Source organism: Pseudomonas medicaginis, from assembly GCF_965119365.1.
Classification (GTDB): domain Bacteria; phylum Pseudomonadota; class Gammaproteobacteria; order Pseudomonadales; family Pseudomonadaceae; genus Aquipseudomonas.
On record NZ_OZ221631.1, the window covers coordinates 1,529,414 to 1,545,710 of the forward strand.

Below are 16,297 nucleotides of genomic sequence, written 5' to 3' on the forward strand. Positions count from 1 at the left end.
CATGGAAAAGACCAAGCAGGCCGTGCCGTTCGCGGTGCCGCGCCACGTGGCGATCATCATGGACGGCAACAACCGCTGGGCCAAGAAACGCTTTATGCCTGGCGTCGCCGGGCACAAGGCGGGGGTCGACGCGGTTCGTGCGGTCATCGAAGTGTGCGCCGAGGCGGGGGTCGAGGTGCTGACCCTGTTCGCCTTCTCCAGCGAAAACTGGCAGCGGCCGGCCGATGAAGTCAGTGCCTTGATGGACCTGTTCCTCAAGGCTCTGCGTCGCGAGGCCAAGCGCCTCGACGACAACAAGATCAGCCTGCGCATCATCGGTGATCGCTCGCGCTTCCATCCTGAGTTGCAGGCTGCGATGCGCGAAGCTGAAGCCGCGACGGCGGGCGCCAATCGGTTTGTCCTGCAAATCGCCGCCAACTACGGTGGTCAGTGGGACATTGCCCAGGCGGCCCAGCGCCTGGCGCGGGAAGTCCAGGCCGGGCATTTGCGTCCGGAAGACATCACCCCTGAACTGTTGCAGACCTGTCTGGCGACGGGTGACTTGCCGTTGCCGGACCTGTGCATCCGTACCGGCGGCGAGCATCGCATCAGCAACTTCCTGCTCTGGCAGTTGGCGTATGCCGAGCTGTACTTCTCCGACCTGTTCTGGCCGGACTTCAAACACGAAGCCATGCGTACCGCACTGGCCGATTTCGCTTCCCGTCAGCGTCGCTTCGGTAAAACGAGCGAGCAGATCGAAGCTGGAGCCCGGGTTTAATGCTTAAACAACGAATCATCACTGCCTTGATCCTGTTGCCCATCGCCCTGGGTGGTTTCTTCCTGCTCGAAGGCGCCAGTTTTGCGCTGTTCATCGGGCTGGTCGTGACCTTGGGTGCGTGGGAGTGGGCTCGGCTGGCGGGTTTTCCTGCGCAGTCGGCGCGCGTGGCCTACGCAGTGGCCGTGGCGGCCATGCTGTTCATCATGTACGTGGTGCCCGGCCTCGCGCCTTGGGTGCTCGGTGCAGCGGTATTGTGGTGGGCGATGGCGGCCTTCCTGGTCCTGACCTATCCACGGACGACGCATCATTGGGCCAATACGGCGACCAAGCTGGTGATCGGCCTGTTGATCCTGTTGCCGGCCTGGCAGGGGCTGATCTGGATCAAGCAAGGCCCGCTGGGTAACTGGCAGATCATGGCCGTGATGGTGCTGGTCTGGGGCGCCGATGTCGGGGCCTACTTCTCCGGTCGGGCCTTTGGCAAGCGCAAGCTCGCGCCGAAGGTCAGCCCAGGCAAGAGTTGGGAAGGGGTCTATGGTGGCCTGGCCTTGAGCCTGGTGATCACCACCGTGGTCGGTTTCGTGCGGGACTGGACGGTTGCGCAACTGTTCATGGGCTTGATAGGTGCCGCCCTGATCGTATTCGTGTCCGTGGTCGGCGACCTGACCGAAAGCATGTTCAAGCGTCAATCCGGGATCAAGGACAGCAGTAACCTGTTGCCCGGTCACGGTGGCGTGCTGGATCGCATCGACAGCCTGACTGCCGCGATCCCGATCTTTGCCGTGCTGTTGTGGATGGCGGCATCGTGAGTCGCCCCCAGCAGATCACGGTCCTGGGTGCGACCGGTTCGATTGGCCTGAGTACCCTCGATGTCATTGGCCGGCATCCGGAGCGCTACCAGGTGTTCGCCCTCAGTGGCTTCACGCGCTTGAATGAGTTGCTGGCGTTGTGCATTCGCCACGTCCCGCGGTTTGCGGTGGTGCCTGAGGCTGGCGTGGCGCGGGCGCTGCAGGACGATCTGCGCGGGGCCGGGCTGCAAACCCGTGTGCTGGTGGGGGAGGAGGGGCTATGCCAAGTGGCTTCCGACCCTGAAGTCGACGCCGTGATGGCGGCGATCGTCGGTGCGGCGGGGCTGCGTCCGACCCTCGCGGCGGTGGAGGCTGGGAAGAAGATCCTGCTGGCCAATAAAGAGGCGCTGGTGATGTCCGGCGCGCTGTTCATGCAGGCTGTACGCAAGAGTGGCTCGGTGTTGCTGCCTATCGACAGCGAGCACAATGCGATTTTTCAATGCATGCCGCAGGATTTTTCCCGTGGTCTTGGCGCGGTAGGGGTTCGGCGGATTTTGCTGACGGCGTCCGGTGGTCCGTTCCGGCAGACGCCGCTGGAAGAGTTGGTGCATGTTTCACCCGAGCAGGCGTGTGCACATCCGAACTGGTCCATGGGGCGCAAGATTTCCGTGGATTCGGCCAGCATGATGAACAAGGGGCTGGAGCTGATCGAGGCCTGCTGGCTGTTCGATGCCAAGCCGTCCCAGGTCGAGGTGGTGATTCATCCCCAGAGCGTGATTCACTCCCTCGTGGACTACGTCGACGGTTCGGTGCTGGCCCAGTTGGGCAACCCGGACATGCGCACCCCGATCGCCAACGCCCTGGCTTGGCCGGAGCGCATCGACTCCGGCGTTGCGCCGCTGGACCTGTTCGCCATCGCGCGCCTGGACTTCCAGGCACCCGATGAGCAGCGCTTCCCCTGCCTGCGCCTGGCGCGCCAGGCGGCCGAGGCGGGCGACAGCGCACCGGCCATGCTTAACGCTGCCAATGAAGTGGCAGTGGCGGCATTTCTCGATGGACGTGTCCGTTACCTCGAGATCGCGAGTATCATCGAGGAAGTCTTGAATCTCGAGGCCGTGGTTTCGGTCGATGACCTCGATACGGTATTTACGGCGGATGCCAGGGCTCGCGAGTTGGCGGGCCAATGGCTGCAGCGCCACGGGCGTTGAAGCTGCGATACGTTAGCCAGGGTAGCCCTGGACAGGATTGCGGAGAAAACAGATGAGCGCGCTCTATATGATTGTCGGCACCCTGGTTGCCCTGGGGGTGTTGGTCACCTTTCACGAATTCGGTCATTTCTGGGTCGCGCGTCGCTGTGGCGTCAAGGTCCTGCGTTTTTCCGTGGGCTTTGGCATGCCATTGCTGCGCTGGCACGACAAGAAAGGCACCGAGTTCGTCGTGGCGGCGATCCCGCTGGGTGGCTACGTCAAGATGCTCGACGAGCGTGAAGGCGAAGTCCCGGCCGACCAGGCCGACCAATCCTTCAATCGCAAGACCGTCCGTCAGCGTATCGCTATCGTCGCGGCGGGGCCGATTGCCAACTTCCTGCTGGCCCTGGTGTTTTTCTGGGGGCTGGCCATGCTGGGCAGCGAGCAGGTGCGCCCGGTCATCGGCGGGGTAGAGGCCGGCAGCGTTGCCGCCCGTGCCGGGCTGGGCGCCGGGCAGGAAATCGTCGCGATCGATGGCGAGCCGACATCGGGCTGGGCGGCGGTCAACCTGCAGTTGGTCCGTCGCCTGGGTGAGAGCGGTTCATTGCAATTGATGGTGCGCGAGCAGGGTTCCACGGTGGATTCGCCTCGCGAACTGATCCTGGACAACTGGCTCAAGGGTGCCGACGAGCCGGATCCGATCCGCTCCCTGGGGATCCGGCCATGGCGTCCGGCGTTGCCGCCGATCCTCGCCGAACTCGACCCGAAAGGCCCGGCCCAGGCTGCCGGCCTGAAGACCGGCGATCGGTTGCTGGCGCTCGACGGCCAGCCGGTCAGCGACTGGCAGCAGGTGGTCGATTCGGTTCGTGTACGTCCTGATACCAAAATTGTGCTGCGCGTGGAGCGCGACGGTGCTCCAATCGACATCCCGGTGACCCTGGCCGCCCGTGGCGAAAGCAAGGCGCCGACCGGTTACCTGGGCGCGGGTGTGAAGGCGGTCGACTGGCCGCCGGAAATGATCCGCGAGGTCAGTTTCGGCCCTGTGGCGGCGATTGGCGAGGGGGCGCGTCGTACCTGGACCATGAGCATCCTGACGCTGGACTCGCTCAAGAAAATGTTGTTCGGCGAGCTCTCGGTAAAAAACTTGAGTGGACCGATAACCATTGCTAAAGTGGCGGGCGCTTCTGCCCAGTCGGGCGTCGCTGATTTCCTGAATTTCCTTGCTTATCTGAGCATTAGCCTGGGGGTTCTGAATTTGCTGCCCATCCCGGTACTGGATGGGGGGCATCTGCTGTTTTATCTGATCGAGTGGGCGCGTGGTCGTCCCTTGTCGGATCGGGTGCAAGGTTGGGGGATACAGATCGGTATCAGCTTGGTGGTCGGGGTCATGTTGCTTGCCCTCGTCAACGATCTGGGTCGTCTGTAACGCTTCGCTGAATTGCGAATCTGCCGCATTTTGCGGCAGTTTGTTTATTGCCAGTTGGAATAAGAAAGGACTTCATGAAACGTCTGCTGCTAACTGCGGTTCTCACCGTATTGATGATCGCCGAAGTTCACGCCGAGTCCTTCACTATCTCTGATATTCGCGTCAACGGCCTCCAGCGGGTTTCCGCGGGTAGCGTCTTTGGTGCCTTGCCGTTGAACGTCGGCGAGCAGGCGGATGATCGGCGCCTGGTGGAATCCACGCGTGCGCTGTTCAAGACCGGCTTCTTTCAAGATATCCAGCTGGGCCGTGACGGCAATGTCCTGGTCATCACGGTAGTCGAGCGCCCGTCGGTCGCCAGTATCGAGATCGAAGGCAACAAGGCGATCTCCACCGAAGACCTGATGAAAGGCCTCAAGCAATCCGGCCTGGCCGAAGGCGAGATCTTCCAGCGCGCCACCCTCGAAGGTGTTCGTAACGAACTGCAACGCCAGTACGTTGCCCAGGGCCGCTACTCGGCCACCGTCGACACCGAAGTGGTGCCGCAACCGCGCAACCGCGTCGGCCTGAAGGTCAACATCAACGAAGGCACCGTGGCGGCCATCCAGCACATCAACGTGGTGGGCAACACGGTATTCCCCGACGAAGACCTGATCGACCTGTTCGAACTCAAGACCACCAACTGGCTGTCGTTCTTCAAGAACGACGACAAGTACGCCCGTGAAAAGCTCTCCGGTGACCTGGAGCGCCTGCGTTCCTATTACCTGGACCGTGGCTACATCAACATGGACATCGCTTCGACCCAGGTGTCCATCACCCCGGACAAGAAGCACGTCTACATCACCGTCAACGTCAACGAAGGCGAGAAGTACACCGTTCGCGACGTCAAGCTCAGCGGTGACCTGAAGGTTCCTGAAGACCAGGTCAAGTCATTGCTGCTGGTGCAGAAGGGCCAGGTGTTCTCGCGCAAGCTGATGACCACCACCTCCGAGCTGATCACCCGTCGCCTGGGTAACGAGGGCTACACCTTCGCCAACGTCAACGGCGTGCCACAGCCGCACGATGAAGACCACACCGTCGACATCACCTTCGCCGTGGACCCGGGCAAGCGCGCCTACGTCAACCGCATCAACTTCCGTGGCAACACCAAGTCCGAGGACGAAGTGCTGCGCCGTGAAATGCGCCAGATGGAAGGTGGCTGGGCGTCGACCTACCTGATCGACCAGTCCAAGACCCGCCTGGAGCGCCTGGGCTTCTTCAAGGAGGTCAACGTCGAGACACCGGCGGTGCCGGGCGTCGATGACCAGGTCGATGTGAACTACAGCGTTGAAGAGCAGGCTTCCGGTTCGATCACCGCCAGCGTCGGTTTTGCCCAGAGCGCCGGCCTGATCCTCGGGGGTTCGATCACCCAGAACAACTTCCTGGGTACCGGTAACAAGGTCAGCATCGGCTTGACCCGCAGCGAATACCAGACCCGCTACAACTTCGGCTTCGTGGACCCCTACTGGACCGCGGACGGTGTGAGCCTGGGCTACAACGCCTTCTACCGCACCACCGACTACGACGAACTCGACTCCGATATCTCCAGCTATGCGGTGGACAGCTTCGGTGTCGGCGCCAACGTGGGCTACCCGATCAGCGAGACGTCGCGCCTGACCTTCGGCCTCACCGCGCAGCAGGACAAGATCAACACCGGTCGCTACACCGTCGACGAGATCTTCGATTTCGTGAACAAGGAAGGCGACAGCTACCTGAACTTCAAGGCGTCTGCCGGTTGGTCCGAGTCGACCCTGAACAAGGGCGTGTTGGCGACCCGTGGTCACTCCCAGAGCCTGGTGCTTGAAACCACAACTCCGGGCAGCGACCTGTCGTTCTTCAAGCTCGACTATCGTGGCCAACTGTTCCAGCCGCTGACCGACAACTACACCATGCGCCTGCACACCGAGCTGGGCTATGGCGACGGCTACGGTTCGACCGATGGCCTGCCGTTCTACGAGAACTACTACGCCGGTGGTTTCAACTCGGTGCGTGGCTTCAAGGACAGCACCCTGGGCCCGCGCAGTACGCCGAGCCGTGGCGCAGCTGAAACCGGTAACGTAGGTACAGATAGGGACCCGGACCAGGATCCCCTACCGTTTGGTGGTAACGTTCTGATTCAAGGCGGTGTGGAGCTCCTGTTCCCAATGCCGTTCGTCAAGGATCAACGCTCCCTGCGCACATCGGTATTCTGGGATGTGGGTAACGTTTTCGATTCCAGCTGTGATGACACCAGAAACGCTAATGGCACCAGCTCCAACGCTAAATGCAACGACATCAGCCTGAGCAACCTGGCCAGCTCCGTCGGTGTGGGCGTGACCTGGGTCACCGCGCTGGGTCCTTTGAGCTTCGCATTGGCGATGCCGATCAAGAAACCGGATGACGCTGAAACCCAAGTGTTCCAATTCTCCCTCGGCCAGACGTTCTAAGCGTCTGACCCATGACAACGACAATGGATTTTGTAGGAGTACATCGTGCGTAAGTTGACTCAATTGGTTCTCCTGGCGACCGTACTGGTCGCAGGTCCGGCTTTTGCCGACATGAAGATTGCCGTGCTGAATTATCAGATGGCCTTGCTGGAATCCGACGCGGCGAAGAAGTACGCCGTGGATGCGGAAAAGAAATTCGGTCCGCAACTGACCAAGCTCAAGGGCCTGGAGAGCAGCGCGAAGGGTATCCAGGATCGTCTGGTCGCCGGTGGCGACAAGATGGCCCAGGGCGAGCGCGAGCGCCTGGAACTTGAATTCAAGCAAAAGGCCCGTGACTTCCAGTTCCAGTCCAAGGAGCTGAACGAAGCGAAAGCGGTTGCCGACCGTGAAATGCTCAAGCAACTCAAGCCGAAGCTCGACAGCGCCGTGGAAGAAGTCATCAAGAAAGGTGGTTTTGACCTGGTGTTCGAGCGTGGCGCAGTGATTGATGTCAAGCCTCAATACGACATCACGCGCCAAGTGATCGAGCGCATGAATCAGCTGAAGTAATCCATGACAGCGACTATCAAGCTCGGCCAGTTGGCCGAGTTCCTCGGCGCCACCCTGCGTGGCGACCCGGAGAAGGCAATTACTGGGCTAGCCACTTTGCAAGAGGCTGGCCCAGCTCAGTTGAGCTTCCTGGCAAACCCTCAATACCGCAAGTACCTGGCTGATAGCCGGGCAGCCGCGCTGTTGCTCAAGGCCGCTGATGCCGATGGGTTTGCCGGCGACGCCCTGATCGTGCCCGACCCGTACCTGGCGTATGCCCGTATTTCCCACCTGTTCGATCCCAAGCCGATATCGGCCGCCGGTATTCATCCCAGTGCAGTGATCGCCGCAGATGCCGTGGTTGACCCCACGGCCAGCGTCGGCCCGTTCGTGGTCATCGAAAGCGCGGCCCGAATCGGTGCCGGCGTCACGCTGGGTGCCCATTGTGTCATTGGCGCGCGCAGCGAGATCGGCGAAGGCGGCTGGCTGGCACCACGGGTCACCCTGTATCACGATGTGCGCATCGGCAAGCGGGTGGTGATTCAGTCCGGCGCCGTGCTGGGCGGTGAAGGGTTCGGTTTTGCCAACGAAAAGGGCATCTGGCAGAAGATCGCCCAGATCGGCGGTGTCACCATTGGCGATGACGTGGAGATCGGCGTCAACACCGCGATCGACCGTGGTGCCCTGGCCGACACGGTCATCGGCAATGGCGTCAAGCTCGACAACCAGATCCAGATCGCCCACAACGTCCAGGTCGGTGATCACACCGCCATGGCCGCCTGCGTGGGTATCTCCGGCAGCACCAGGATCGGCAAGCATTGCATGCTCGCCGGTGGCGTGGGGCTGGTGGGCCATATCGATATCTGTGACAACGTGTTCCTGACCGGGATGACCATGGTGACCCACTCGATTACCGAGCCAGGTGCCTACTCTTCCGGTACGGCCATGCAGCCGGCAGCCGAGTGGCGCAAGAGCGCGGCGCGTATCCGCCAGCTCGACGACATCGCGCGGCGCCTCAAGCAGGTGGAAAAGCGTGTAGGGGACGTGACCCCTGGCGGTAATGCTTCATCAGATGGCTGATACCATTTCCATATCAAGTGTGCACAGCCGTTAGGGCATCTTGATTTGCTAGCGGAGTGCGCGTCACTCGTGCGCTCCCAATCTTTACATAGGCTTTCCCCCGAAATGATGGACATCAACGAGATTCGCGAATACCTGCCTCACCGTTACCCGTTCCTGCTGGTGGATCGGGTGGTGGACCTGGACGTTGAAGGCAAGCGCATTCGCGCCTATAAGAATGTCAGCATCAACGAGCCGTTCTTCAATGGTCACTTCCCCGCGCATCCAATCATGCCGGGCGTCTTGATCATCGAGGCGATGGCCCAGGCTGCCGGGATCCTTGGTTTCAAAATGCTCGACGTAAAGCCTGCCGACGGCACGCTCTACTACTTCGTCGGCTCCGACAAGCTACGCTTCCGCCAGCCGGTCACTCCGGGCGATCAGTTGATCCTCGAAGCCAAGTTCATCAGTTGCAAGCGCCAGATCTGGAAGTTCGAATGCCAGGCTTCGGTCGACGGCAAGCCAGTCTGCTCCGCTGAAATCATCTGTGCGGAACGCAAACTATGAGTTTGATTGACCCTCGCGCAATCATCGATCCGACGGCCGTCCTGGCCGCCGATGTCGAGGTCGGCCCATGGTCGATTGTCGGCGCAGGTGTGGAAATCGGCGAGGGTACGGTGATCGGTCCCCACGTAATTCTCAAGGGACCGACCCGGATTGGTCGTCACAATCGCATCTACCAGTTCTCTTCGGTAGGCGAGGACACGCCCGATCTCAAGTACAAAGGTGAAGAAACCCGTCTGGTCATTGGCGATCACAACGTGATCCGCGAGGGCGTGACGATTCACCGTGGCACCGTGCAGGATCGTTCCGAAACGACCCTGGGCGACCACAACCTGATCATGGCTTACGCACACATCGGTCATGACAGCGTGATTGGCAACCATTGCATCCTGGTCAACAACACCGCGTTGGCCGGCCATGTGCACGTGGACGATTGGGCGATCCTGTCCGGGTTCACCCTGGTGCACCAGTATTGCCATATCGGCGCCCACAGCTTCTCCGGCATGGGCACGGCCATTGGCAAGGACGTCCCGGCCTATGTCACGGTGTTCGGCAACCCGGCCGAAGCCCGCAGCATGAACTTCGAAGGCATGCGCCGTCGTGGTTTCAGCGAAGAAGCGATTACGGCCCTGCGTCGCGCCTACAAAGTGGTGTATCGCCAAGGCCTGACCGTCGAGCAGGCGCTCGCCGAATTGACCGAGGCGTCGGCGCAATACCCGGAAGTCGCGATCTTCCGCGATTCCATCCAGTCTTCGACCCGCGGCATCACTCGCTGACCATGGCTAACGTGCGCGTTGCACTGGTGGCGGGAGAGGCTTCCGGTGACATTCTGGGCGCAGGCCTGATGCGCGCGCTCAAGGCGCAGCATCCTGCGGTGGAGTTCATCGGGGTCGGCGGGCCGCTGATGCAGGCCGAGGGCCTGACCTCCTATTTCCCGATGGAACGCCTGTCGGTGATGGGCCTGGTGGAAGTACTCGGTCGCCTGCGCGAGCTGCTGGCCCGGCGCAAGAAGCTGATCCAGACCCTGATCGAAGAAAAACCGGATGTGTTCATCGGCATCGATGCACCGGATTTCACCCTCAATATCGAACTCAAGTTGCGTCAGGCCGGGATCAAGACCGTGCACTACGTCAGCCCGTCGGTCTGGGCCTGGCGGCAGAAGCGGGTGCTCAAGATTCGCGAAGGTTGCGACCTGATGCTGACGCTGCTGCCGTTCGAAGCCCGGTTCTATGAAGAGAAGGGCGTGCCGGTGCGATTTGTCGGGCACACCTTGGCCGATACCATTCCCCTGCAAGCCGATCGCGAGGCGGCTCGCCGGGCGTTGGGCTTGCCCGATGGGCCGCTGGTGGCCCTGATGCCCGGCAGCCGAGGCGGCGAAGTGAGTCGCCTGGGCGGCCTGTTTTTCGACGCCGCCGAACGCCTTCGGGCGCTGCGCCCCGGTGTACGTTTTGTCCTGCCATGTGCCAGTGCGCAGCGCCGTGTCCAGCTGGAAGCCCTGCTGGTCGGTCGCGATTTGCCGGTGACGTTGCTCGACGGCCGTTCCCATGATGCGTTGGCGGCCTGCGATGCCGTGTTGATTGCCTCCGGCACTGCTACCCTTGAGGCGCTGTTGTATAAACGCCCAATGGTGGTCGCCTATCGCCTGGCACCGCTGACGTTCTGGATTCTCAAGCGCATGGTCAAGAGCCCTTACGTGTCCTTGCCGAACCTGTTGGCCCAGCGCTTGTTGGTGCCAGAGCTGTTGCAGGACGAGGCGACCGCCGAGGCGCTGGCCACCACGCTGTCGCCCTTGATCGACGGCGGAGAGGAACAGACCCGAGGCTTTGACGAAATCCACCGTACCTTGCGTCGTGATGCTTCCAACCAGGCGGCTGACGCGGTACTGACCCTGATTGGCGCAAAACCATGAGCAACTCAAAGCTACAGATGGGCCTGGACTTCAACCTGGTCGCCGAAGTGGAAGAACTGGTGGCCGGTGTCGATGAAGTGGGGCGTGGCCCGTTGTGCGGCGCAGTGGTGACGGCGGCGGTGATTCTCGACCCGAAGCGGCCGATCCTGGGCCTCAATGATTCGAAGAAACTCACTGAAGCCCGTCGCGAAAAACTCTACGACGAAATCTGCGAGAAAGCCCTGAGCTGGTGCATCGCCCGGGCCGAAGTCGAAGAAATCGATGAACTCAATATCCTGCACGCCACCATGCTCGCCATGCAGCGTGCGGTGCAGGGCCTGCACATCACGCCGAAACTGGCGATGATCGATGGCAATCGCTGCCCGAAACTGTCGATGCGCGCCGAAGCGGTCATCCAGGGCGACGCCAAGGTGCCGGCCATCGCGGCGGCCTCGATCCTGGCGAAGGTCAGCCGTGACCGGGAAATGAGCGCCTTCGAATTGATTTATCCGGGCTATGGCATCGGCGGTCACAAGGGTTACCCGACCCCCGTTCATCTGGAAGCCCTGGCGCGCCTGGGGCCGACGCCGATCCACCGGCGCTCGTTCGCCCCGGTGCGGCTGGCTTATGAAGCCCGTGAAGGGTTGATCATAAACAATCAGTGCCCTGTTTCTTAAGACGAACGCTGCTTTTGTGGCGAGGGGATTTATCCCCGCTGGACTGCGAAGCAGTCCCGAAGTCTGTCAGACGCAACCGGTTGTCAGGTTCAAGGGCCGCTTCGCGTCCCAGCGGGGATAAATCCCCTCGCCACAAAGGCCGTGTTCGTAGGTTCAAGGTCGGACACTCATGGCTGATGTTTTACCCAAGGCCCGGTACAATCCGGGCCTTGTTGTTTTCATGACTTAACGCAGGATCACTATGCCGGCTTCATTCGTTCATCTACGCCTGCACACTGAATACTCCCTGGTCGACGGTCTGGTGCGGATCAAGCCCCTGGTCAAGACCCTGGTGGGCATGAACATGCCTGCCGTGGCGGTCACCGACCAGAACAACATGTGTTCGCTGGTCAAGTTCTACAAGGCCGCCATGGGCGCTGGGATCAAGCCGATCTGTGGCGCCGACCTGTGGCTGTCGAACAAGGACCCGGACGCACCGCTGAGCCGTATCAGCCTGTTGGTGATGAACGCCCAGGGCTATCGCAACCTCACCGAGCTGATCTCCCGCGGCTTTATCGACGGTCAGCGTAACGGCTCGATCATCATCGAGCGCGAGTGGGTGGCCGAGGCCAGCGAAGGGCTGATCATGCTGTCGGCGGCCAAGGAAGGTGAAATCGGCCTGGCCCTGCTCAGTGGCAACCCCGACGAAGCCGAGACCCTGGCCCGTGACTGGATGGCGGTGTTCCCGGATCGCTTCTACATCGAAGTGCAGCGCACCAATCGTCCCAATGACGAAGAGCACCTGCATGCCGCCGTGGCCCTGGCCGACAAGATCGGCGCGCCGCTGGTGGCGACCAACGACGTGCGGTTCATCAAGCAGGACGATTTCGAAGCCCACGAAACCCGCGTCTGCATCGGTGAGGGCCGCGCCCTCGACGACCCGCGTCGGTCGAAGAACTACAGCAACCAGCAATACCTCAAGAGCGCCGAGGAAATGGCCGAGTTGTTCAGCGACCTGCCCGAGGCGCTGGAAAACACTGTCGAGATCGCCAAGCGCTGCAACATCGAAGTGAAGCTGGGCAAGCACTTCCTGCCCAACTTCCCGATCCCCGATGGCATGACCATCGACGAGTATTTCCGCAAGGTGTCCTTCGACGGTCTTGAGGAGCGCCTCAGCGTCCTGCTGCCCAAGGACACCACCGAAGATTACGAAGCCAAGCGCCAGGTCTATGTCGATCGGTTGAATTTCGAGCTGGATATCATCATCCAGATGGGCTTTCCCGGTTACTTCCTGATCGTGATGGACTTTATCCAGTGGGCCAAGAACAACGGCGTGCCGGTGGGTCCTGGCCGTGGGTCGGGTGCCGGGTCGCTGGTGGCCTATGTGCAGAAGATCACCGACCTCGATCCGCTGGAATATGACCTGCTGTTCGAACGTTTCCTCAACCCGGAACGGGTATCCATGCCCGACTTCGACGTCGACTTCTGCATGGACGGTCGCGACCGGGTGATCGACTACGTGGCCGAGAAGTATGGCCGCAACGCGGTGAGCCAGATCATCACCTTCGGTTCCATGGCCGCCAAGGCTGTGGTGCGTGACGTGGCGCGGGTGCAGGGCAAGTCCTACGGTCTGGCGGATCGTCTGTCGAAGATGATTCCGTTCGAAGTTGGCATGACCCTGGAAAAAGCCTACGAGCAGGAAGAAATCCTGCGGGATTTCATCAAGGTCGACGAAGAGGCCGCAGAAATCTGGGAGATGGCCCGCAAGCTCGAAGGCGTGGTGCGTAACGTCGGTAAGCACGCCGGGGGCGTGGTGATCGCGCCGACCAAGCTGACTGACTTCTCGCCGATCTATTGCGACGAAGAAGGCGACGGCCTGGTGACCCAGTTCGACAAGGATGACGTCGAGGCGGCGGGCCTGGTGAAGTTCGACTTCCTCGGCCTGCGCACCCTGACCATCATCGACTGGGCGCTGAAAACCATCAACCGCGACCGGGCCAAGGTCGGCGAAGAACCGCTGGACATTGCCTTCATCCCGCTGGATGACAAACCGACCTACAGCCTGTTGCAAAAAGCCGAAACCACGGCGGTGTTCCAGCTTGAATCCCGGGGCATGAAGGAGCTGATCAAAAAGCTCAAGCCCGACTGCCTGGAAGACCTGATCGCACTGGTGGCCCTGTTCCGTCCGGGCCCGCTGCAATCGGGCATGGTGGATGACTTCATCAACCGTAAGCACGGCCGCGCCGAGCTGGCGTACCCACACTCGGACTATCAGTACGAAGGCTTGAAGCCGGTTCTGGCACCGACCTACGGCATCATTCTGTATCAGGAACAGGTGATGCAGATTGCCCAGGTCATGGCCGGTTATACCCTCGGCGGCGCGGACATGCTGCGTCGGGCGATGGGTAAGAAAAAACCCGAGGAAATGGCCAAGCAGCGCGGCGGTTTCATTGAGGGTTGCGCCACCAACGGCATCGACCCTGACCTGGCCGGTAACATTTTCGACCTGGTGGAAAAGTTCGCCGGCTACGGCTTCAACAAATCCCACTCCGCCGCCTATGGCCTGGTGTCGTACCAGACCGCGTGGCTGAAGGCGCACTACCCGGCGCCATTCATGGCCGCGGTACTGTCGGCGGATATGCACAACACCGACAAGGTCGTGACCTTGATCGAAGAAGTGCGGACCATGAAGCTGCGCCTCGACGCACCGGACGTGAACGCTTCGGAATTCAAGTTCACGGTGAACGACGAGGGCCGCATCATTTACGGCCTGGGTGCGATCAAGGGCGTGGGCGAAGGACCGGTGGAAGCCATCACCGAAGCGCGCCAGGACGGACCGTTCAAGGACCTGTTCGATTTCTGCGCCCGGGTTGACCTCAAGCGCATCAACAAGCGCACCCTCGATGGCTTGATCCGCAGTGGCGCCCTGGACCGGCTGGGGCCTTACTTCCAGGATGAGCCAAAGGCCTACCAGGCCAATATCGACCGCAACCGCGCGGTGTTGCTGGCGGCGATGGAGGAGGCGATCAAGGCCGCCGAACAGACTGCCCGCACCCATGACAGCGGCCACGCCGACCTGTTTGGCGGGCTGTTCGTCGAAGAGGACGCCGATGTCTATGGCAACCATCGCAAGGCCAAGGAGCTGACCCTCAAGGAGCGGCTCAAGGGTGAAAAAGACACCTTGGGCCTGTACCTCACCGGTCACCCGATCGACGAATATGAAGGCGAGATCCGCCGTTTCGCTCGCCAGCGCATCATTGACCTCAAGCCGGCGCGCGACACCCAGACCGTCGCCGGCATGATCATCGCCCTGCGGGTGATGAAGAACAAAAAGGGCGACAAGATGGGCTTCATCACCCTCGACGACCGCTCCGGGCGTATCGAGGCCTCATTGTTCGCCGATGCGTTCCATTCGGCGCAGTCGCTGTTGCAGACCGACGCGATGGTGGTGGTGGAAGGGGAGGTCAGCAACGATGATTTCTCCGGAGGCCTGCGGTTGCGGGTCAAGCGGGTGATGAGCATGGAAGATGCCCGCACCAACCTGGCCGAGAGCCTGCGCCTGAAGTTGCAGACCCAGGACCTCAAGGGCGATCAGCTACGCTGGTTGGGCGAATTGTTCAAGCGCCATCGCGGTGCCTGTCCGATCACCATGGAGTACATGCGCCCCGACGCCAAGGCCGTGCTGCAGTTCGGCGAAGGCTGGCGAATCGATCCGGCGGATGCGTTGATTCAAGCCTTGCGTGACCAGTTCGGCAAAGACAACGTCTTCCTCCAATACCGTTGACGGCCAGGGGCCACTGTTGAAACCGGAATGCCCCTGATCTCGACCCGAATTTTTAATCTCGACCTGAACGCGCCTCTCCCTTAAGGTAGGCGCGAATAGACAACCGGCCGGCCCAAGCTCTCTTGGACGTCGACCCAAGACGGACGCCTATGAACCCGAATTTTCTAGATTTCGAACAGCCGATCGCCGACCTGCAAGCCAAGATCGAAGAGTTGCGCTTGGTCGGTAATGACAATTCGCTGAATATCGGCGATGAAATCTCTCGTCTGCAGGACAAAAGCCGCACGCTGACCGAGGACATCTTCGGCAAGCTGACCAGCTGGCAGATCGCCCGTCTGGCGCGGCACCCGCGTCGTCCCTACACCCTGGACTACATCGAGCACATCTTTACCGAGTTCGATGAGCTGCACGGCGATCGTCATTTCTCCGACGACGCCGCGATCGTCGGCGGCGTTGCCCGCCTGGACGACCAGCCGGTCATGGTCATCGGCCATCAGAAAGGCCGCGAAGTGCGCGAGAAGGTGCGCCGCAACTTCGGCATGCCGCGTCCTGAGGGCTACCGCAAGGCGTGCCGCCTGATGGAAATGGCCGAGCGCTTCAAGATGCCGATCCTGACCTTCATCGACACGCCGGGTGCCTACCCGGGCATCGACGCCGAAGAGCGCAACCAGAGCGAAGCGATTGCCTGGAACCTGCGCGTCATGGCACGCCTGAAAACCCCGATCATCGCCACCGTGATTGGCGAGGGTGGTTCCGGCGGTGCGTTGGCCATCGGTGTCTGCGACCAGTTGAACATGCTGCAGTACTCCACCTATGCGGTGATCTCGCCGGAAGGCTGCGCCTCGATCCTGTGGAAAACCGCCGAGAAGGCGCCGGATGCCGCCGAGGCCATGGGCATTACCGCCGAGCGTCTCAAAGGCCTGGGTATCGTCGATAAAGTGATCAGCGAGCCAGTCGGCGGCGCTCACCGCGATCCAGCTGCAGCGGCGGCACTGATCCGCGCCGAGCTGAGCTCGCAACTGTCGATGCTCAAGAAGTTCGACAACGACGCGCTGCTGGCTCGTCGCTATGAGCGGTTGATGAGCTACGGCCTCTGATCTGACCAAGCTTCCAGCAGTTGTGGTGGAGCCAATGTGGGAGCGGGCTTGCTCGCGAAAGCGGTTTAACATTCAACCCATGTGTTGACTGATTCACCGCCTTC

The 16,297-nt window shown here is 61.2% G+C and carries 13 protein-coding genes; all 13 read left to right on the forward strand.

Features of this window, described 5'->3' with window-relative positions; all coding sequences use genetic code 11:
- Position 1: 1 nt before the first annotated feature.
- The 13 genes from uppS (at position 2) to ACMTA2_RS06715 (ending at position 16,193) form a co-directional block, all read left to right on the forward strand.
- On the forward strand, positions 2–757 hold the full coding sequence (gene uppS, locus ACMTA2_RS06655; RefSeq protein WP_413794208.1) for a polyprenyl diphosphate synthase: 756 nt from the start codon (positions 2–4) through the stop codon (positions 755–757).
- Complete coding sequence (locus ACMTA2_RS06660) at positions 757–1,563, forward strand: phosphatidate cytidylyltransferase (RefSeq protein ID WP_413794209.1); 807 nt, start codon at positions 757–759, stop codon at positions 1,561–1,563. Before uppS ends, ACMTA2_RS06660 begins: the two co-directional genes overlap by 1 nt.
- Positions 1,560–2,750 carry a 1-deoxy-D-xylulose-5-phosphate reductoisomerase gene (ispC, locus tag ACMTA2_RS06665; RefSeq protein WP_413794210.1) on the forward strand — a complete coding sequence of 397 codons (1,191 nt, stop codon included), beginning with the start codon at positions 1,560–1,562 and terminating at the stop codon, positions 2,748–2,750. The genes ACMTA2_RS06660 and ispC overlap by 4 nt, the downstream gene beginning before the upstream one ends.
- Positions 2,751–2,802: 52 nt before the next feature.
- Complete coding sequence (gene rseP, locus ACMTA2_RS06670; RefSeq protein ID WP_413794211.1) at positions 2,803–4,155, forward strand: RIP metalloprotease RseP; 1,353 nt, start codon at positions 2,803–2,805, stop codon at positions 4,153–4,155.
- A 74-nt stretch (positions 4,156–4,229) separates the two neighbouring features.
- Entirely contained in the window at positions 4,230–6,617 is a 2,388-nt protein-coding gene (bamA, locus tag ACMTA2_RS06675; protein WP_413794212.1) for an outer membrane protein assembly factor BamA, read from the forward strand.
- Between the two features lie 45 nt (positions 6,618–6,662).
- Positions 6,663–7,166: an OmpH/Skp family outer membrane protein gene (locus ACMTA2_RS06680; protein ID WP_003184901.1), complete on the forward strand. Its 504-nt coding sequence runs from the start codon at positions 6,663–6,665 to the stop codon at positions 7,164–7,166.
- 3 nt (positions 7,167–7,169) lie between these two features.
- Positions 7,170–8,225: a UDP-3-O-(3-hydroxymyristoyl)glucosamine N-acyltransferase gene (gene lpxD, locus ACMTA2_RS06685; protein ID WP_413794213.1), complete on the forward strand. Its 1,056-nt coding sequence runs from the start codon at positions 7,170–7,172 to the stop codon at positions 8,223–8,225.
- Positions 8,226–8,330: 105 nt separating this feature from the next.
- On the forward strand, positions 8,331–8,771 hold the full coding sequence (gene fabZ, locus ACMTA2_RS06690; protein WP_003184897.1) for a 3-hydroxyacyl-ACP dehydratase FabZ: 441 nt from the start codon (positions 8,331–8,333) through the stop codon (positions 8,769–8,771).
- Positions 8,768–9,544, forward strand: coding sequence for an acyl-ACP--UDP-N-acetylglucosamine O-acyltransferase (gene lpxA / locus ACMTA2_RS06695; RefSeq protein ID WP_413794214.1), 777 nt, complete (start codon positions 8,768–8,770; stop codon positions 9,542–9,544). The genes fabZ and lpxA overlap by 4 nt, the downstream gene beginning before the upstream one ends.
- 2 nt (positions 9,545–9,546) lie before the next feature.
- On the forward strand, positions 9,547–10,677 hold the full coding sequence (gene lpxB / locus ACMTA2_RS06700; RefSeq protein ID WP_413794215.1) for a lipid-A-disaccharide synthase: 1,131 nt from the start codon (positions 9,547–9,549) through the stop codon (positions 10,675–10,677).
- Entirely contained in the window at positions 10,674–11,333 is a 660-nt protein-coding gene (gene rnhB / locus ACMTA2_RS06705; RefSeq protein ID WP_413794216.1) for a ribonuclease HII, read from the forward strand. The genes lpxB and rnhB overlap by 4 nt, the downstream gene beginning before the upstream one ends.
- A gap of 241 nt (positions 11,334–11,574) precedes the next feature.
- On the forward strand, positions 11,575–15,096 hold the full coding sequence (dnaE, locus tag ACMTA2_RS06710; RefSeq protein WP_413794217.1) for a DNA polymerase III subunit alpha: 3,522 nt from the start codon (positions 11,575–11,577) through the stop codon (positions 15,094–15,096).
- Positions 15,097–15,245: 149 nt separating this feature from the next.
- Positions 15,246–16,193: an acetyl-CoA carboxylase carboxyltransferase subunit alpha gene (locus ACMTA2_RS06715; RefSeq protein ID WP_413794218.1), complete on the forward strand. Its 948-nt coding sequence runs from the start codon at positions 15,246–15,248 to the stop codon at positions 16,191–16,193.
- The last annotated feature ends 104 nt before the right edge of the window (positions 16,194–16,297 follow it).